We start from the raw sequence: 18,705 nt of genomic DNA, 5'->3' as shown, positions 1-18,705 counted from the left end.
TTCTTTAAAAAAAGCTGTTTCAAAGGAGAGTGAGGCTTGCCGCCTAGCCTTTGAAACAGCTCCGTGTCAAAATTTATGCAACTGAATTATTCAGCTTGGTTGTCGCCTTCAACAACGTCAACGATTTCTTCAATTGAAGTTGTGCCTTCAGCATCTTCTGATACGAAAGTTTCTTCAACAACTTGGTCTTCACCTTGGTTGCCTTCGATTAATGCATCAGCCATTTTAGCTGTAATTAATTTAACGGCACGAATCGCATCGTCATTTGATGGGATTACAACATCGATTTCATCTGGATCACAGTTTGTATCAACCATCGCTACGATTGGGATATTCAATTTACGAGCTTCTTGAACAGCAATACGTTCTTTACGAGGGTCAACGATGTACATTACATCTGGAATACGAGGCATATCAGCGATACCACCTAAGAATTTTTCAAGACGTTCGCGTTCTTTGTTTAAGCCCACAACTTCTTTTTTAGGTAGTACTTCAAAAGTACCGTCTTCTTCCATTTTGTTGATTTGTTTCAAACGTGCAACACGTTTTTGGATTGTTTCCCAGTTAGTCAAAGTACCACCTAACCAACGATGGTTAACGTAGAATTGACCTGCACGAGTTGCTTCTTCTTTGATTGCTTCTTGTGCTTGTTTTTTAGTACCAACAAACAATGCAACGCCGCCTTCTTCTGCAACGTTTTTCATGTAGTCGTAAGCTGCATCTACTAATTTAACTGTTTTTTGCAAGTCAATAATGTAGATACCATTACGTTCTGTGAAGATATATTTCTTCATTTTTGGGTTCCAGCGACGTGTTTGGTGACCAAAGTGTACGCCGGCTTCTAGCAATTGTTTCATTGAGATTACTGCCATGTTTTTGTTTCCTCCAATTTGGTTTTTTCCCTTTCAAAAACGTCAAGCTCCTTGGCAGACTTTACTATTTGGTAAAGCACCCTGTCTCAGATCCGTTTTTGATGTGGATTTTGTGGTCTGTAGGTTTTCCCCACATCCTTAGCCATTATACCGATAATGGTGATGAGTTTCAAGTCTGAAAGTCGCTTTTTTTAATCTTTATCTTTTAAATAAAAAAAGAGTTACTTGACAACATATAAAAAGTGACGATTTTTTATTATTCGGTAGAAAATTATTCAGAGAAATATTTTTCTGTTAAAAAAGACAGATAATTCAAACTTTTACTATAAAAGTGCTACATTACGCATAAATTTGTATTATGAAAACATCCAGTGTATAAAAAAACATTAATAAGACTATCAAAAAATAAAGTATTTTGTTATGATGAGGTTGCAAATTTATTGATAAAGGAGCAAACAAATGCGTAAAGCAGACCGTCATTTATTAATTAAACAAATCATTAGCAATCAAACCGTTCGCACCCAAGAAGAATTACTAAATATCTTGGAAAGTCATGGTGTAAGTGCTACTCAAGCTACAATTTCTCGTGATATTCGCGATTTAAAAATCATTAAGGCACCTGATGACAACGGCATCGCTCGGTTTGAAATTTTTCAAGGTGACCGCTTTGATGGAGATGGTCGCGAAGAAGAACGTCGTCTAATCCATATGGTTGAAGATGTGGTAGTTAAAGTGGAACGGGTACATTTTTTAACCATTATTGTAACGATTCCCGATAACGCCCAAGTCTTGTGTGCTTTAATCGATGATATTGAAGTACCAGAAAAAGTAACCACTATCGCAGGCTTTGATACGGTTATTGTCATCTCCCGTACCGAAGAAGATGCAGCTAAAATTGAAGAATACTTCAACTCTCATATCATTGCTTAGTATAAATTTAACACTCAAAACAGTTAACTGTTTGAGTGTTTTTTATTTGCCCTGCTGCAAAACAATCTTTAAAAAGAGCAAAAAGGAATTTTTTTCAATTCAATGCTACAATTAAAAGAAATAGCTGAATAAATTTTAACAAGGAGGTTTTTTTATGCATTGGGCTTTTGACATCGCTAATAAGTTAATCAAGCAACAGTCAGATCAAAAAAATACGATTACATGTGCTTCTGGTGTTAGTCCTTCTGGTTACATTCATGTGGGGAATTTTCGTGAAATTGCTACCACTTATTTCGTCACTCAAGCACTCACTTTTTTAGGCGCCAAGCCTCGTTATATTTTATCTTGGGATGATTATGATCGTTTACGCAAAATTCCACAAAATGTTATGGGGGTATCAGCCAAAAGTATCGGCATGCCTTATACAAAAGTAGCAGCTCCTAAAAAAGATACTACAGCTACTTCCTATGGTGATTATTTTGAACAATTATTTCGCAATGATTTAGAAAAAATGACGATTAAACCTGAATTTATTTTTGAAACACAAGCTTATGAAGGTGGAAATTACGATGAGGAAATTGCCCTAGCTCTGAGTAAGCGTAAAGAGATATATGATATTTTAAGCCGTTTTCGTTCCGAAAAACCTGATCAAACTGAGCGAGAAAATTATTATCCAATCTCTTTATATTGTGATAATTGTTACCACGATACCACTAGAATTACACGTTACGATGAAACAACACAAACTATTTTTTATACATGTCAAAATTGTCAGCACGTTGGCCAACAAACGATTGGACAAAAGCAAAGAATCAAACTTCATTGGAAAATTGATTGGCCTATGCGCTGGCGGTATGAAAAGGTGGCTTTTGAACCTGGAGGAAAAGACCATTCTTCAAAAAATGGTAGCTTCGACGTGGCAAAAGCGATTGCAAAAGAAATCTTTAATTGGCATGCGCCAATCTATCAACCTTATGATTTTGTCAATATCAAAGGGCAAACAAAGAAAATGTCCAGTTCCACAGGGAATATTTTAACTTTGCCCGATTTATTATCTATTTATACACCAGAATTGGTATTTTACTTATATGGAAAATACCAGCCAAAAGCTCAGTTTGATTTAGGCTTAGATGATGATGTTTTGCGAAACTACGCAGAATTTGAACGCTTAGTATCAAAGGCTAAAAAAGGCGATTTAGACGAAACAAACCAACAATTATTACAATTAACTGGTGTTGATCTTACAAAAACTTATCCTGAATTTGGGCATGTTGTAAGTATTTTATCTCTAACTGCGAATAACGCCACTCTGGCCCAAAAATTATTAGAAAAAGAAAATCTCTATTCATCAGAAGCAATTGCTTATATTCTGCCACGATCCCAATACTGGATTGAAAATGATGCGAAAAATCGTCTGATTACAATTTGTGAAACGCCAAATACAAAAGTATACCAAACACTTAGCCCAGAGGTAAAACAACAAATAAAAGAATTTCGCCAGCTTCTACCTCAGACAACTGCTCTCACAGAAACAGAATTAATGCAAAAAATTTATGACTTAAGTACTGCAACTGACAAAAAAGAAAAACGTACTGCACAAAAAGCGCTCTTTACCGCACTTTATCAATTAACGTTAAACCAAGATCACGGACCACGCATTCCGCTTTTAATCAAAGTTATTGGCCGTAACAAACTAGAACAATTACTTTCATTTGAGGATTAACATGAAGCATGCTCTTTTTGGTCTAGATAACTTAACTGTGTTTTTAATTGTTGGTCTTTCTTTTACAACATTCTTACTTTTTTTAAGTATAATGTTAAAAATTAGCGATGGTCTATTTTGGTCTCGTTCTCTAAAGAAATTTCAATTAGATCGCAACGATCCCGCTTATAAAAAAGAAAGAGAAGTTGGTAAGACGATCAGTCATTTTATTTTAGTAGTCGTTCCTCCCTTTTTTATCGGCTTTTTACTACTAATTATTTGGAAGTTTTTAATTTGCTAGTAGTTAAATATAGTAAAATAGTAAAACGGTAGCAACTATTTAAATAGCTGCTACCGTTTTTTTATTTAGATTTACATTTTGTCTGGGGCGTGTAATCCTAATAGACGTAGGTCTTCTTTTAGTAAAACTGTCACAGCATATACTAATGCTAGACGGGCATCTTTTTGATTGTCATCCGCCAAAATTTTCACATTCGCATAATATTTATTAAATGCTTGTGCTAATTTGATTGCATGTTTAGCAATCACAGATGGTTCGTAATTAGATGCAGCTTTTAAGATTGTATCTGGGTATTGTTGAATTAATTTTACAACTTCCCAAGAAGCTTCGTCATTTAATGTATAGTGCGCATTTTCATCTGGTGTAAAGCCAGCTTTTTCTAAAATACTCATTGCCCGAGCATGAGTGTATTGTACATACGGACCAGTTTCGCCCTCAAAACGAACCACTTCTTCTAATGTAAAGTCAAATGTATTTAAGCGGTCATTTTTAAGATCGTGGAAAATAACTGCGCCTACACCGACTTGTTTAGCTACTTCGTCTTTGTTTTCTAAATCAGGATTTTTCTCAGAAATTTGTTCTTTCGCTGAATCAATTGCTTGATTTAAGACTTCTTCAAGTAAAACGATCTTCCCTTTACGCGTTGATAATTTTTTACCACCTTGCGTAATCAAGCCAAATGCAATGTGATGCATGTCGTCAGACCAGTCAAAGCCCATTTCTTTTAGAACTGCTTTTAATTGTTTAAAATGATAGCTTTGTTCGTTACCTACTACGTAAATAGATTGGGCAAAATCATAAGTCCGTTTACGATATAACGCTGCCGCTAAGTCACGAGTGATATAAAGTGTGGCACCATCAGATTTACGGATTAACGCCGGATTCAAATCATAAGCAGATAAATCGACGATTTCTGCGCCACGATCTTCTTTTAGTAAATGTTTTTCTTCCAACAATTCGATAATTTCATCCATCTTATCATTGTAGAAAGCTTCCCCATTTAAAGAGTCAAATTTAACTTCTAACATATCGTAGATTTTATTGAATTCTTTCATTGATTCATCACGGAACCACTGCCATAATGAAACAGCCTCTTTGTCACCGTCTTCTAGTTTTTTAAACCAAGCACGAGCTTCATCGTCCAGTTCAGGCTGTGTTTCAACTTCTTCATGAAACTGTACATACAAACGTAATAATTCGTTGATTGGTTGCTCTTTAACCGCTTCTTCTGAACCCCATTTTTTATAGGCAACAATTAATTTACCAAATTGTGTACCCCAGTCACCTAAATGGTTAATCCGAATTGGGTTATAGCCAATTTTTTCCATAATAAATCCAATGGAGTTACCAATAACCGTAGAACGCAAGTGTCCCATTGAAATCGGTTTGGCAATATTTGGTGAAGACAAATCGATTGGTACATTACGATTTTCTCCAATATTAGCATCTCCGTAGTGTTCTTTTTCTTTTACTACAGTGGCTAAAACTTTTTCTGAAATAGCACCTTTATTCATAAAGAAGTTTAAGTATGGACCAACAACTTCAATTTTTTCAAAATTAGCACCATCAATTTTTTCTGCTAATTCTGGCGCAATTTGTTGTGGTGCTTTTTTATACGCTTTAGCTAAGGCAAAAGTAGGAAAGGCCACATCCCCGTGATCAGCAGATTTGGGATTTTCCAAAAGCTTTTCAATTTGTTCCATTGATAAATCATCTTTTAATACAGCGTAAAGTGCTTTTGCTACGACATCTTTGTTATTCATCAAATATCCTCCTTAGATTAAAATGAGCATAAAACTCATCAGTTACCATTATTTTACAATTTAATTGCAACCAAAACCAGTTAGAACCTTTATCTAGCTGGATTTTACCAATAAAAAAAGCCCCTAACGATAATCGTTAGAGACGAGACTTCCCGCGGTACCACTCTTATTGTCTGAATTTCAGACCAGCTTCTTCTATAACGGTAGATGGCCGTCTGCTTTTTTAGCAGATTTTCCCAAGTGCGCTTCTTATTTGCCTTCCTGCTTGGCTTACACCTTCCCAAACTCGCTATGTTTTCCAACAAATAATACTCTCTTGTTCACAAAATCAATTATTAAACTGACACCGATTATAGCAAATACTTTTTTTTCTGGCTAGTCTTTTTTATTATTATTTTAAAACAACAAGTATTTTATTTCGTTTTTCACTAAATAGTGCATATTTATAACCAGCATTAAAAAAATACCTCCACTGTACCCTAAAGGAGAAAAATGTACAGCAGAGCTATTTTTTCACAAAATAATAAATTAGTCGGCAACGACAATTGTTCCATCTTCATTAGCTAATAGGTTTTCAATATTTTCTAATGAAGTGATGATTGCTTTGCCTTCAGGACGAGCTTCAACAAATTCGATACATGCTTGCACTTTTGGTAACATGCTACCTGGTGCAAACTGATCTTCTTTAATATATTGTTTCATTTCAGAAACAGTTACGCGTTCTAGTTTCTTTTGATCTGGTTTTTGATAGTTTACATAAACATTATCGACACCCGTTAATACAATCAAAAGATCTGCATTGATGATTTCAGCTAATTTTTCAGAAGCAAAATCTTTATCGATAACCGCTTCGCGACCTTCTAAGCCATTTTCAGTTTCAACGACAGGGATCCCGCCGCCACCAACAGAAATAGTTACAACGCCTTGATCGACTAAACTTTCAATGACACGCGCTTCTTTAATTGAAATTGGTTTTGGTGAAGCTACAACTTTGCGCCAGCCACGACCTGCATCTTCTTTAAAAGTGGCATTGCTGCTAGCAGCCATTTGTTGTTTGGCTTCTTCTTCTGTAAAGAAAGGACCAACTGGTTTACTTGGGTTGTTAAATGATGGATCGTCTTCTGCTACGATTACTTGAGTTACTAAAGAAACGACATCTTTATCGATTCCTTTTTCTTTTAAAATTGATCCCATTTCATTTTGTAACCAGTAGCCAATTGAACCTTCTGTCATCGCCACACAAGTATCTAAAGGCATTGCTGGTGTTTTTTCAGAGTCAGCGGCCGCTTGTTGAATTAATAAGTTCCCAACTTGAGGACCATTACCATGAGAGATGATTAACTCATCACCTTGTTCAATAAATTGTACCAAGTATTTTGCTGTTTCTTTTAATGCGTTTTGTTGTGCTTGTGCAGTTGCATCATCAGATAAAATTGCATTCCCGCCTAAAGCCACAACGACTTTACGTTTTGCCATAATTATCGCTCCTCGTAAGAAATTTCATAAGTTTTTAGAAACACCAAAACAAGCCAGCTCTTTTGACAGGCAAAAGGCTCAAAGAACTGACTCGTCTTAGTTAAAGTAGGTTTTTAGTTTAGTAACGATTAAACGCGGGGAATGAATAGATTACCCAATGTTGCAGCCATAATCGCTTTGATTGAGTGCATACGGTTTTCTGCTTGATCAAATTGACGAGCATATTTTGAACGGAATACTTCATCAGTAACTTCCATTTCAGTGATACCAAATCTTTCTTTCATTTGTTCACCGTAGACAGTGTTAGTGTCATGGAATGCTGGTAAGCAGTGTAAGAAGATTAATCGATCGGTATTATGTGTTTTTTCAATCATTTCCATGTTGATTTGGTAAGGACGTAATAATTTAATCCGTTCTTCAAATTTGTCTTCTTCACCCATTGATACCCAAACGTCTGAGTATAATACATCGGCGCCGTCAACACCTTTGTCAACATCGTCTGTAACCATCAATTTAGCACCTGATTTTTCAGCAAATTCTTGTGCCATTTTTTGGATGTCTTCTTCAGGTTGTAATTCTTTTGGCGCTACGATTCGTACATTTGTACCTAAAATTGCACCAGTTACTAATAATGAGTTTGCCATGTTATTACGACCGTCACCACAGTAAGCTAATGTAATATCTTCTACAGTTCCAAAGTTTTCTTGGATTGTTAGGAAGTCAGCAATCATTTGTGTTGGATGCCATTCATCTGTCAAACCATTCCAAACTGGAACGCCTGAAAACTCAGCCAACTCTTCAACCATTTTTTGGCTGAATCCGCGGAATTCAATCCCGTCAAACATACGGCCCAATACTTTGGCAGTATCTTCAGTAGATTCTTTTTTACCTAATTGGATATCATTTGCACCAAGATATTCAGGATGTGCACCTAAATCAATTGCAGCTGTAGTAAAGGCAGCACGGGTACGAGTAGAAGTTTTTTCAAATAAAAGGGCAATGTTTTTGCCTTCTAAGTAGTGGTGTGGAATACCACGTTTTTTAAGATCTTTCAAATGTTCAGAAAAATCGATTAAATATTGAATTTCTTCTTTCGTAAAATCTTTTTCAGCTAACAAGCTTCTTCCTTGGAATACAGATTCTTTCATAAGTTGAGCTCTCCTTTAGTTATAATTCATTTGGTCCGCTAAGGCAGCCTAAAGCTGCCCGCAGAACCAATTCATCTTTTTATTTTTTTAAGTCTTCACGTACTAATGGTTGACTCATGCAACGAGGACCACCACGACCGCGTGATAATTCTCCTGAATGGATTTCTAACACTTTAATACCATAGCTACGCAAAATTTCATTGGATACATAGTTACGATTATAGGTTACAACTACACCTGGTGCAATTGCTAAAGTGTTTGAGCCATCATTCCATTGTTCACGAGGAGCAACAATTGCATCGCCGTTACCAGTTGGAATTAAAACTAAATCATCTAAGTGTAATAAATCTTTTAAGGTGCCGTGTAAATCATTTGTTTGTGTGATTGTAATATCGTCACCATTTGGTTCTAAGATAAAGCAGTCAATTTTACCGTCTGCATCTTGAATTGCTGGATGAATAGTAAATTTATCGTAATCTACCATTGTAAATACAGTATCTAAGTGCATCATCGCGCGGTTATTTGGAATTTTAATAGCTAGAACTTTTTCAAAGCCGGCATTTTTTGCAAACATATTGCGCGCCAATTTTTCCAATGTTTTCGCATTAGTTCGTTGTGAAATACCCACTGCTAAGACTTCATGGCTAAGAACTAATTCGTCCCCACCTTCAATGTGACCGTCAGCTTCACGATCTAACCAAACATCAACTTTACCAGCAAAGCGAGGATGATGTTTTAAGATATATTCTGTAAATAATGATTCACGACGACGTGCTTCAAAAGTCATTTTGTTAACTGTCATACCGTTACCAATTGAAGCGGAAGGGTCGCGGGTGAAGTATAAGTTAGGCATTGGATCCATATAAAATGGATAGTCATCGTCACTAGATAAATCTAAAAGTGAACGTGATTTAACATCAATTTCTTTTGTGCGGACACCAGCCATGATTTTATCTACCATGTCTTGGGTTTCCATACTTAGTAAGTATTCAAATAAGCCTTGACGCACTGTAGCAGAGTCAATATGTGATTCATCAAGAATGCGATTTAAAAATTCTTCTTTCACATTTCCAGCATCAATTGCTTCTGTTGATAATTTTTCTAAATAAAGTGTTTCTGCCCCATTGTCTTGTAAAACTTTGGCGAACTCATCATGCTCAGCTTGGGCATTTGGCAAATATGGAATATCATCAAATAGTAAACGATCCATAATGTCTGGAGTTAAGTTTTCAACTTCTACGCCAGGTCTTTTTAATAGAACAGTGTTCAGTTTTCCGATTTCGGAAAACACGTGAATTGGTTTGTCCATTTTTTATTGCCTCCTCGTTATTGATTACATTAATAGATTAACGCTTAAAAGAAAGGGTTTTCAAATTTATTCGGCATTACAAACGAGAAATATTTCACATTATATCCGGTGTTATTTATATTTACCCGATTAGACGACAAAATAATCATAACAAGGACTATATTTATTCATTTTTACTCTAAAAAAAATATTTATTCATTTAGTTTTTTTTTTTGCATATAAACATTCTTTCTATATTATCAAGGATTTCTAAATTTGAAAACGCATACTATTTTAACGTTTTGTATATTTTCAATATACAACGATAGCTTTTATTCACTTTTTTCATTTTCTTTTGATAAAAATTCGAATTAGAATTTTTCATTATTTTTTTGCCCAATCTCCCCTTATTTGCATTAGTTCACTCTTTACAAACAACTCGAAAAAAGCAACAATATAAAATAGAGAAAAAAAGAGTAAAAAGGAGTTAGCCAACGATGTATGCAGACAAGGTAGATTACCAATTTTCTCGTTTAAGATACCAAGCAGATTTTGAAAATCTAACAGAGGATGAATTCCAACTTTTAAAAGCAAACGTTTTATTACGATCATATAAAAAAGGACAAGTTCTTTTTGACGAAGGCGACGCTCGAGACCGGCTTTACTATGTCGTGGAGGGTTTAGTTAGAATTGAGCGTTACGATGAAAGTGCTACTTATTATTATTATGATTATGTTTCAAACAATAGCGTTTTTCCTTTGGGTGGTATATTTGAAGCAGAAGTATATACCCACAGCGCACAAGCCTTAACAGATATTGAAACTTTCTATTTCCCAACCCAAATTTACGAACAAATTTGTCAAAAAAACAACAAACAATTACTTTACCTAATTAAAAAGCAAAATAAAATTATTGAAAGTCATCAATTACGGCTTCAAACCGGTTTAACTTCGAATGCCCACGATCGCGTAACGCAAAATCTCTACATATTGAAACGGGAACTTGGGCACCAAGAATCAAAATCAAAAACCACCATTCCTTTTCCAATTACTTTAAAGGAACTAGCCGTTAATAGTGGTACTACCCGTGAAACAGCCGGACAAGTGATCAAAAAATTAAAAGAAAAAGGTTTAATTGACTACGATAAGAAAATTTTTACTTTTTATGAAAAAGCCATAAAGTAACTTCAGTAAAAAAATGGACACTTAGCACAAGCCAAGTGTCCATTTTTTAAGAAAGGAAGCCAGAAATAGTAATCTTACAATCAGATGATTTCATTTCCCCCAAAAATCCATCAGCCTGAAGAAAATCACTACTTCTTGACTACACCAATAATATAACTCTTTTTTACCATTAATTTTTTCAAAAGCTACCACTATTAAAAACACAATTTGAAAAAGCTTACGCTAATGCTAAACCTGGTTTTGCATTTAAACGATAGTCGCCTACGTTTTGTTTAGCTAATTCCACATGAGCTGCCGCTCCAATCATCGCAGCATTATCCCCACATAAACGTAGTGGCGGTACAATTAATTCAACACCAGGCACTTCTTTAGGTAATTCTTCACTCAAACGTTCCCGTAACCCTTTATTTGCCGCAACTCCACCGGCAACGATTAGTTGTTTAACCGGCCAATTTTGACAAGCCCTAATTGTTTTTGCTGTTAACACGTCTACTACACTGGCTTGAAAACTTGCAGCTAAATCTTCTTTACTTAATTCGGTTCCTTTTTGATTGGCGTTATGGACTAAATTTATAAAGGCACTTTTTAAACCGCTAAAACTAAAATCATAATTATCATCGTGAATCATCGCCCGCGGGAAGTTAAATGTGTCGTTGCCAAGATGAGCAAGCGTATCGATTTCTTTTCCACTTGGATAAGTTAGTCCTAACACTCGTCCCACTTTGTCATACGCTTCACCAGCTGCATCATCGCGTGTTTCTCCAATTATTTCATAAGTTCCATCTGCTGCCATATAAACCAGTTCTGTATGGCCACCGCTAACTAATAAAGCCATTAATGGAAATTGTAACGGCTTCACTAAACGGGCCGCATAAATATGGCCAGCCATATGATTAACTGGGATTAAAGGTAACTGGTGTGCCCAAGCAAAAGCTTTAGCTGCTGAAATTCCAATTAAAAGTGACCCGACTAAACCAGGACCATAAGTTACTGCTACTGCTGTTAAATCCGCAGGTTTTACTTGTGCTTGAGCTAAAGCATCTTCTAGACATATCGTAATTTGTTCTACATGATGTCTGCTAGCAACTTCTGGCACCACCCCACCAAAACGTTGGTGACTTTTAATTTGAGACGCAACAATATTACTTAATATTTCATGCCCATCTTTAATCACTGCTACACTGGTTTCGTCACAGCTACTTTCAATAGCCAAAATTAATTCAGACTTCATTTTCTAAAATTGGCCTCACTTTCTTTACCATAATTAAAGCATCCTCGACCGGATTTTGATAATAGTCTGCCCGTCGGCTAATAACTTCATAACCATGGGCTAAATATAAATTTTTAGCCGAGAAGTTTTTTACCCGGACTTCTAAAAAGATTTGGTTTACACCAGAAATTTTATCTACCAATTTCATTAATATTCCGCCATACCCTTTATTTTGAGACTTAGGATGAACTGCTAGATTAGCAACTTCAACTTCATCAACAATCTTTTGATAGGCTAAAAAAGCAACGATTGTTTCTTTTTCTTCAATAATAAAATAATTGGTTAAAGCATTCGTTAAATCCGTCAGATATTGCTCTTTTTTCCAGGGGCTTCCGGTTTGATAGGCAGCCTCTGCCAAGTTATACAATGAATCAGCCAATTCCGTCAAGTTGTAATCTTTTTTTTCTTTAATCTTAAAATTATTCAATATATTTCACCATATCCAAAGCGTCTTCATTGGTTTGGTCGTAGTAGGCAGGTTTAATCGCTCGTGAAACGTAACCTAACTTGCGGTAGAGTCGCTGAGCGTCACGATTACTAAGACGTACTTCTAAAGACATCGTAAGACAGCCGTGTTGGCGCGCAAAAGTTTCAAGCTCTTCTAATAAAAAAGTCCCGATACCTGCACCTTGAAATTTAGGATGAACTGCAATATTGGTGATATGGGCATCATTTCCAATAATCCTACATCCGCCAAAAGCTAAGATATCCTCGTTTTCGATACATAAATACAAATGTGGCAGTGGTGAAATCAATTCAGATAAAAAAGCTGATTTTGTCCAAGGTAATTTGCCATGATAAACTTCTCGTTCCACTGCTAATAGAGCTTTAATATCTTCATTTGTCACTTCCCGCACAAGCCATTTGGTATTTACAGGATAAGGCCGTGAAGTATATCCTGCTGATTTAAAAGGAGGCTTTGGCAAAAGAGCTTTAAATTTTTTCAACATAATTCTCATCACCTGTCCAATCCTGGTGGCTTGCTATCCATTTTTCTTCTGCTTCTACTCGTTTTAAATATAATGGTAAAAAAGCATCAATCTCTAAAACAGGTGCTTTTTTTGCCCCTAGTTCTGCTAAGACAGCACCATTTGGCACTTGCCAATGAGGAACCTGATTGATTGTCGCATGTGGCAATGCTGTTTTTATCTGGTCAGAAAATTTAATCGCATCTTCACCAACAAATAAAATTTCCTTTTCAAAAGCCAATTGTGGTAATAAATCGGTTAGGGCAATATGTGTGTCATTTTTAACTGTTTGTAATTCATTTTCTTGCCATTTGTAAAGACCTGTATAAACATTATTTCTTCTTGCATCAAATAATGGTACAATCACGCCATTATAATTACGGCAATTTGCCGCGAGTACAGCTAAACTTGAAACACCGACTAATTCACAATTTAATGTATCTGCCAATGTTTTAGCTGTCGTTACCCCAATTCGCAGACCCGTATAAGAGCCAGGACCTTGTGCGACTACAATCCGATCAATATCTTGTGGTGTTAACCCGACTTTCTCCATTAAATCAGCTATAGCTGGCATTAAGGTTACACTGTGGTTTTTATTTACATTAGTGGTAATTTCTCCTAATAAAAGAGTATCTTCCATTAAACTGACAGTTAATGTTTTATTTGATGTATCAAACGCCAATATCTTCACGCTGTTATCCTCTCCTTTAACTCTAGTGTATTTTACCACATATTTATAAAAGTTAAATAACCGCTTGTAAAAAGTAAGTAAATAATAAAAAAAGCTAAACAATTCACCCAAGCAATATCGGGTAATAAACTTGTTGTATAGAATTGTTACTGGTAAAAACACTTAAACAATTTTCCGCTAAAAAAATTACCGTAGCCAATTTTTAAGGCTACGATAACTTTTCATCATTGAGAAATTAAAGTTGAATCTCTTAGCATTAATTTTGTACCAAGGGTAATCTTTCTTGGTACCGGCGCTTCATCTTTTGTAAGTTGCAATATCGTTTCTAATGCCAATTCCCCCATCCATTCTGTTGGAACTTGAACAGTGGATAGTGCGGGTGTGACATATTTAGCCACGCTAACATCATTAAAACCAATAACAGAAATATCTTCTGGTACTTTCAACCCAAATGCTTGTATAGCTTTCAAAGCCCCTACTGCCATTGCATCACTAGTTGCAAATAAAGCCGTGGGTAGTTTTTTTGTAACTTGTAAAAATTTATGAACAGCTTGGTAGCCACCTTCTACTGTAAAGTCGGCGGTAATTTCATATTCAGAATTTAACAGGCGCAATTGTTGTAGGCGTTCGTTAAAAATCGTCAGCCGCGGATCTATGATTTCATTATGGAAGTCTTTGGTATACTCGATACCAGTTAATATCGCAATTCTTTCATGGCCTTCTTTAATAAAATGGTCGATAACTAAATCGACAGCCTGATGAAAATCGACGACTAATGAATCAAATCCGGCTGACATGGTGTCATAGTCAACAAAAAGAAGTGGTTGTCCCATCTCTTTTAGCCTTTTAATCTGTTTGGCATCAAATTTTCCCAACGCGATTGTTCCATCTGTCTTCATTTGAGAAAGTTCAAAAAGAGATTCTTTTACGAGCTGAATATTTAATTCTTCCGCTTTTCTTTCAATCCCTAAACGAATCGCTAAATAATATAAATCAGCTAATTCTTCTTCTGCATTATACCACTGTACTAAGCGGATAACTTGCTCCGCTTTTTTTTGCTTATTTTTATATTTTGTATAATTTAGCGCTTCAGCTGCTTCAAAGATTTTTCGTTTGGTTTCTTGCCCCACTGCAAGACCAGTATCATAATTTAAAACTCGTGAGACAGTAGCGGCAGAAACATTAGCTTTTTTGGCAATATCTTTAATGGTCGCCATTTGACACCTCCTTTATTTTCTAAGTGACACGTTGCAGTGAGAAATTTCAATTAAAAATTTGCCTACATTATCCTGCTTATGCAGCATCACAAATTTTAAAGTGTAGCGGTAAAACGTAAAAACGCTGCTTGTCCAGTAGTATCTCGCTTAAAGACACCTGCATCTTCTAGTACCTGAGCAAAAATCTGACCAACTTCAGCATGAATGATTTCCATCGCGTTAGCTTCTGTAAATTGATAGTGCTTCATCATGTGATCAGCCCAGACTTGATGATAGCTCGCCATATCATTAGCTTTTTTCAGCACATAATTTTTGACTTCTTCTAACTCATTTAATAGTCTTGGGGGTAATACTGCTAAGCCCATCACTTCAATCAGACCAATATTTTCTTTTTTGATGTGTTGGACTTCTGGATGAGGATGAAAGATGCCATCTGGAAATTCTTCTGAAACATTATTATCTCGTAAAACTAAATCCACCTCATATAGTTCACCATTTCTTCTTGCAATTGGTGTAACTGTATGGTGAGGTGTTCCATCTTCACTGTATGCTTTTATTGAGACACTCTCATCTGAATATTGTTTCCATGCTTGTAAAATATAATCACAAGCATTAATCAGCTCATTTTTATTACTTCCTTGCAGGCGAATAACAGACATTGGCCACTTGACAATCCCAGCCTTGATATTTTTAAAAACACTCAAACTAATTTCTGTTTCAATTGGTGCTTTGGCCATGGCAAAAGTATGCCTTCCACCTTGATAGTGATCATGAGATAAAATAGATCCTCCCACAATTGGTAAATCCGCATTAGAACCAACGAAATAATGGGGAAAAACTTCAATAATACTTAACAAGCGTTCAAAAGTGGCCCGACTAATTTTCATCGGTCGATGTTCTTCTGACAAAATAATACAATGTTCATTGTAATAAGCATAAGGTGAATATTGAAATCCCCAGCTTTCTCCATTTAAGTTCATCCGAATAATTCGATGATTACTACGAGCTGGATAGTTCAGACGGCCTTTATACCCTTCATTTTCCATACATAACATACATTTAGGATAATTAACATCAGCAACATTGCGCATGGCGGCGATATCTTTAGGGTCTTTTTCAGGTTTTGAAAGATTAATCGTAATTTCTAAAGCACCATATTCAGTTTCAGTCGGAAAAACAATATTTTTTGCAATCGCTCGCGTTTTAATATAGTCATTTTCTTGACATAATTTAAAGAAGTAATCCGTAGCATCAGCCGGTGCTTTAGCATAGTGTTGGGCAAAAAACGCATTAACAACAGAAGGCGGTGGAGTTAGAAAATCCATTAATTGCGCTTCCAATATTTCTTTTTGCGCAAAGCTATCATCAATCACACCGTTATCTTTTGCTTTTTCAATCAATCGATCTAATAAGACCAGTGAACTTTCCAATTGTTTGTGGGGTAAAACGTCTTCTAGACTATCTTCACCGATTAAAGCGATAATTCGGTTTTGCAAATAAAGGCGGTCTAGTTCCATATAACCCCCAGCTTGAATTGCCAAGGTAGCAAAATCAACTACTGTTTGACTGATACTCATTATTTTGCCTCCGAGTCTTCATACCCATGAGGATGACTAACATGCCAATCCCAAGCAGTTTTAATAATATCTTTAATATCAGTGTAAGCTGGTTGCCAGCCTAAAATTTCTTTTGCTTTCTCACTAGAAGCCACTAATACCGCTGGATCTCCTGCTCGTCTTGGTGCAACTTTAGCAGGAATTTCTTTGCCAGTGACAGCTCTAGCTGCTTCTAGCATTTCTTTAACGGAGTAACCATTATTACTTCCTAGATTGAAAACATTACTATCATTTCCTGCTTTTAAATATTCCAAAGCTAAAATATGGGCAGCAATTAAATCTTCTACTTGAACATAATCACGAATACATGTACCGTCTGGCGTTTTATAATCATCACCAAAAATTTGTAATGCTTCTCTTTGGCCTAAAGCGACTTGTAAAATAATCGGTACTAAATGCGTTTCAGGATCATGATCTTCTCCAATGGAAGCGTCAGATTTCGCTCCTGCGACGTTAAAATAGCGCAAGGCGACATACTTCATACCATAAGCGTTGTCACACCACTTCATCATTTTTTCCATCATTAATTTACTTTCGCCATAAGGATTTTTAGGGGCAGTTTCAGCTGTTTCTTTAATCGGAACAACTTCTGGTTCGCCATAAGTTGCTGCAGTTGAAGAAAAGACAATATTTTTCACATTATTTTCTTGCATTACTTCAAGTAAAATCTGCATACCGTAAACATTATTGTTAAAGTATTTTAACGGTTTTTCCACTGACTCACCGACTAAAGAGCTAGCGGCAAAATGGATGACACCTTCAATATTTTCTTTTTGAAAAACAGTCTGTAAAAAGGGTTTATCCCGGACATCGCCTTCATAAAAACGCGCTTCTTTATGAATTGCTTGTTTGTGACCTGTTAATAAATTATCCACTACCACAACGTCGTAGCCTTTGTTAATTAATTGATCTACCGCGTGAGAGCCAATATAACCTGCTCCGCCTAATACTAAAATTGCCATCATAAAACCTCCAATTTTTTATTATAACTTGCGGGCACCATCGTCAATATTTGCTTTATAAATATCTGTATCGTACCCAATTTTGTCTTTATAGACAGCTTTCACATTTTCTGAAAATTGATTGAACGCACTTGCTTTGACTAATGCAATACCACAGCCTCCAAAACCTGCTCCTGTCATACGCGCTCCTAAAACTCCTGCTTGTTTTTGGGCTGCAGCAACCAAAGTATCCAATTCATTACCTGTCACCTCATAATCATACTGCAATGAGGCATGAGATGCATTCAATAATTTACCAAAAGTTACTAAATCACCTTTAACCAAGGCTGCTTTGGCTTTTTTTGTGCGCTCATTTTCTGTTACCGCATGTTTGGCCCGCTTAATTAAGATTTCGTCTCCAATTAAATCAGTATTACGTAAAAATTCTGCTTCTGATAGCTCACCTAACGATTTAATGGATAATTTAGTTTGCAGGCGGCTTAGAGCCTCTTCGCATTCACTACGACGTTCATTATATTTTGAATCAGCTAATTCACGACGTTTATTTGTATTCATGATAGCCACAACATAATCACCAAAATCAGCTGGCACTAACTCATACTCCAGTGTATTTGTGTCTAATAAAATGGCCTGATCTTTTTTCCCCATGCCAATGGCAAACTGGTCCATAATTCCGGAATTGACTCCAATAAATTTATTTTCTACCCGTTTGCCAATTTCAACTAATTCAATCATTTTCACGTCAAGCTCAAATAAATCTTGCAAGATAACACCCGTTAATAGTTCAATCGATGCAGAAGATGAAAGCCCTGCTCCATTTGGAATAGTACCATAAAAAAGAATTTCCATGCCACTTTCAATTGCAAAGCCATCATTTTTTAAAAAGCGCATCATTCCTTTAGGATAGTTGGTCCAATCGTGTTCTTTTTTAAATTCCAAATCATCAATAGAAAATTCAATTACGCCTTTTTCAGCAAAATTTTCTGAATAAAGCCGTACTTTCTTATCTTTTCTTTTTCGTGCTAACCCGTAAGTACCAATTGTAATCGAAGCCGGAAAGACGTAACCCCCATTATAATCAGTATGCTCACCAATCAAATTAATGCGCCCTGGTGCAAAATACTCACCACTTGCTTGTCCACCAAACTTTTCATTAAAAATTGCTTGTAAATTCTTTTCCATTCAAAACACCCCGTCAATTTTATTTAGTAAATTTATTATAAATAATTTACTAAATTTTTTCAATAACTTTTATTAATATAAAAGACCAACAGAAAACAAAAGAAAAGGCTTTTAACTTTTATTTTTAGATAACTT

The 18,705-nt window shown here is 35.8% G+C and carries 17 protein-coding genes and 1 other annotated feature; of the genes, 4 read left to right on the top strand and 13 right to left on the bottom strand.

All coding sequences use genetic code 11. The features are described 5' to 3' along the window. Positions 1-86 precede the first annotated feature (86 nt). Positions 87-872: a 30S ribosomal protein S2 gene (gene rpsB, locus IGI65_RS07650; protein WP_095006761.1), complete on the bottom strand. Its 786-nt coding sequence runs from the start codon at positions 870-872 to the stop codon at positions 87-89. Positions 873-1,331: 459 nt separating this feature from the next. On the opposite strand from rpsB, the gene IGI65_RS07645 reads away from it, so the two are divergent. The 3 genes from IGI65_RS07645 to IGI65_RS07635 all read left to right on the top strand — a co-directional run bounded on the left by IGI65_RS07645 (position 1,332) and on the right by IGI65_RS07635 (position 3,805). Further along, on the top strand, positions 1,332-1,802 hold the full coding sequence (locus IGI65_RS07645) for an arginine repressor (protein ID WP_412257610.1): 471 nt from the start codon (positions 1,332-1,334) through the stop codon (positions 1,800-1,802). Between the two features lie 154 nt (positions 1,803-1,956). Further along, positions 1,957-3,525: a lysine--tRNA ligase gene (gene lysS, locus IGI65_RS07640; RefSeq protein WP_438773766.1), complete on the top strand. Its 1,569-nt coding sequence runs from the start codon at positions 1,957-1,959 to the stop codon at positions 3,523-3,525. A 1-nt stretch (position 3,526) separates the two neighbouring features. After that, complete coding sequence (locus tag IGI65_RS07635) at positions 3,527-3,805, top strand: hypothetical protein (protein WP_438773765.1); 279 nt, start codon at positions 3,527-3,529, stop codon at positions 3,803-3,805. A gap of 71 nt (positions 3,806-3,876) precedes the next feature. Here IGI65_RS07635 and argS read toward each other — a convergent pair whose 3' ends face one another. The 4 genes from argS to arcA all read right to left on the bottom strand — a co-directional run bounded on the left by argS (position 3,877) and on the right by arcA (position 9,501). Next, positions 3,877-5,568: an arginine--tRNA ligase gene (gene argS / locus IGI65_RS07630; RefSeq protein WP_438773764.1), complete on the bottom strand. Its 1,692-nt coding sequence runs from the start codon at positions 5,566-5,568 to the stop codon at positions 3,877-3,879. Between the two features lie 135 nt (positions 5,569-5,703). Further along, positions 5,704-5,901 (bottom strand) — a binding site (T-box leader). Positions 5,902-6,096: 195 nt separating this feature from the next. Beyond that, positions 6,097-7,044 (bottom strand): carbamate kinase, encoded by a 948-nt coding sequence (gene arcC, locus IGI65_RS07625; RefSeq protein ID WP_095006766.1) that lies wholly within the window; start codon positions 7,042-7,044, stop codon positions 6,097-6,099. A 128-nt stretch (positions 7,045-7,172) separates the two neighbouring features. After that, positions 7,173-8,192: an ornithine carbamoyltransferase gene (gene argF / locus IGI65_RS07620; RefSeq protein ID WP_071864987.1), complete on the bottom strand. Its 1,020-nt coding sequence runs from the start codon at positions 8,190-8,192 to the stop codon at positions 7,173-7,175. A 79-nt stretch (positions 8,193-8,271) separates the two neighbouring features. After that, positions 8,272-9,501 carry an arginine deiminase gene (gene arcA, locus IGI65_RS07615; RefSeq protein ID WP_071864986.1) on the bottom strand — a complete coding sequence of 410 codons (1,230 nt, stop codon included), beginning with the start codon at positions 9,499-9,501 and terminating at the stop codon, positions 8,272-8,274. Between the two features lie 476 nt (positions 9,502-9,977). Between arcA and IGI65_RS07610 the strand changes: the two genes are divergently transcribed. Beyond that, on the top strand, positions 9,978-10,664 hold the full coding sequence (locus IGI65_RS07610; protein ID WP_438773763.1) for a Crp/Fnr family transcriptional regulator: 687 nt from the start codon (positions 9,978-9,980) through the stop codon (positions 10,662-10,664). 217 nt (positions 10,665-10,881) lie between these two features. Here the strand turns inward: IGI65_RS07610 and tsaD are convergent, their stop codons facing one another. The 8 genes from tsaD to IGI65_RS07570 form a co-directional block, all read right to left on the bottom strand. Then, positions 10,882-11,895 carry a tRNA (adenosine(37)-N6)-threonylcarbamoyltransferase complex transferase subunit TsaD gene (gene tsaD / locus IGI65_RS07605; RefSeq protein WP_071864984.1) on the bottom strand — a complete coding sequence of 338 codons (1,014 nt, stop codon included), beginning with the start codon at positions 11,893-11,895 and terminating at the stop codon, positions 10,882-10,884. Continuing rightward, on the bottom strand, positions 11,885-12,361 hold the full coding sequence (rimI, locus tag IGI65_RS07600) for a ribosomal protein S18-alanine N-acetyltransferase (RefSeq protein WP_438773762.1): 477 nt from the start codon (positions 12,359-12,361) through the stop codon (positions 11,885-11,887). Before rimI (IGI65_RS07600) ends, tsaD begins: the two co-directional genes overlap by 11 nt. Continuing rightward, a complete protein-coding gene (gene rimI / locus IGI65_RS07595) occupies positions 12,354-12,884 on the bottom strand; it encodes a ribosomal protein S18-alanine N-acetyltransferase (protein ID WP_438773761.1) in 531 nt (176 codons plus the stop codon). The genes rimI (IGI65_RS07600) and rimI (IGI65_RS07595) overlap by 8 nt, the downstream gene beginning before the upstream one ends. Continuing rightward, a complete protein-coding gene (gene tsaB / locus IGI65_RS07590; protein WP_438773760.1) occupies positions 12,868-13,593 on the bottom strand; it encodes a tRNA (adenosine(37)-N6)-threonylcarbamoyltransferase complex dimerization subunit type 1 TsaB in 726 nt (241 codons plus the stop codon). The genes rimI (IGI65_RS07595) and tsaB overlap by 17 nt, the downstream gene beginning before the upstream one ends. Positions 13,594-13,817: 224 nt before the next feature. Further along, complete coding sequence (locus IGI65_RS07585; RefSeq protein ID WP_438773759.1) at positions 13,818-14,810, bottom strand: LacI family DNA-binding transcriptional regulator; 993 nt, start codon at positions 14,808-14,810, stop codon at positions 13,818-13,820. 95 nt (positions 14,811-14,905) lie between these two features. Then, positions 14,906-16,387, bottom strand: a complete 1,482-nt coding sequence (gene galT, locus IGI65_RS07580) for a UDP-glucose--hexose-1-phosphate uridylyltransferase (RefSeq protein ID WP_438773758.1) — start codon at positions 16,385-16,387, stop codon at positions 14,906-14,908. Then, positions 16,387-17,388 carry a UDP-glucose 4-epimerase GalE gene (gene galE / locus IGI65_RS07575; protein WP_438774425.1) on the bottom strand — a complete coding sequence of 334 codons (1,002 nt, stop codon included), beginning with the start codon at positions 17,386-17,388 and terminating at the stop codon, positions 16,387-16,389. Before galE ends, galT begins: the two co-directional genes overlap by 1 nt. A 21-nt stretch (positions 17,389-17,409) precedes the next feature. Continuing rightward, entirely contained in the window at positions 17,410-18,570 is a 1,161-nt protein-coding gene (locus IGI65_RS07570; protein WP_438773757.1) for a galactokinase, read from the bottom strand. Between the last annotated feature and the right edge of the window lie 135 nt (positions 18,571-18,705).

It is taken from the genome of Enterococcus sp. DIV0755b (assembly GCF_051713765.1).
Lineage (GTDB): Bacteria > Bacillota > Bacilli > Lactobacillales > Enterococcaceae > Enterococcus_C > Enterococcus_C canintestini.
This window is presented reverse-complemented; position numbering and strand designations above follow the sequence as displayed.

Coding starts and splice junctions, on each gene's coding strand:
- rpsB (WP_095006761.1), bottom strand. CDS start 872: ATGGCAGTAATCTCAATGAAACAATTGCTAGAAGCCGGCGTACACTTT.
- IGI65_RS07645 (WP_412257610.1), top strand. CDS start 1,332: ATGCGTAAAGCAGACCGTCATTTATTAATTAAACAAATCATTAGCAAT.
- lysS (WP_438773766.1), top strand. CDS start 1,957: ATGCATTGGGCTTTTGACATCGCTAATAAGTTAATCAAGCAACAGTCA.
- IGI65_RS07635 (WP_438773765.1), top strand. CDS start 3,527: ATGAAGCATGCTCTTTTTGGTCTAGATAACTTAACTGTGTTTTTAATT.
- argS (WP_438773764.1), bottom strand. CDS start 5,568: ATGAATAACAAAGATGTCGTAGCAAAAGCACTTTACGCTGTATTAAAA.
- arcC (WP_095006766.1), bottom strand. CDS start 7,044: ATGGCAAAACGTAAAGTCGTTGTGGCTTTAGGCGGGAATGCAATTTTA.
- argF (WP_071864987.1), bottom strand. CDS start 8,192: ATGAAAGAATCTGTATTCCAAGGAAGAAGCTTGTTAGCTGAAAAAGAT.
- arcA (WP_071864986.1), bottom strand. CDS start 9,501: ATGGACAAACCAATTCACGTGTTTTCCGAAATCGGAAAACTGAACACT.
- IGI65_RS07610 (WP_438773763.1), top strand. CDS start 9,978: ATGTATGCAGACAAGGTAGATTACCAATTTTCTCGTTTAAGATACCAA.
- tsaD (WP_071864984.1), bottom strand. CDS start 11,895: ATGAAGTCTGAATTAATTTTGGCTATTGAAAGTAGCTGTGACGAAACC.
- rimI (WP_438773761.1), bottom strand. CDS start 12,884: ATGTTGAAAAAATTTAAAGCTCTTTTGCCAAAGCCTCCTTTTAAATCA.
- IGI65_RS07585 (WP_438773759.1), bottom strand. CDS start 14,810: ATGGCGACCATTAAAGATATTGCCAAAAAAGCTAATGTTTCTGCCGCT.
- galT (WP_438773758.1), bottom strand. CDS start 16,387: ATGAGTATCAGTCAAACAGTAGTTGATTTTGCTACCTTGGCAATTCAA.
- galE (WP_438774425.1), bottom strand. CDS start 17,388: ATGGCAATTTTAGTATTAGGCGGAGCAGGTTATATTGGCTCTCACGCG.
- IGI65_RS07570 (WP_438773757.1), bottom strand. CDS start 18,570: ATGGAAAAGAATTTACAAGCAATTTTTAATGAAAAGTTTGGTGGACAA.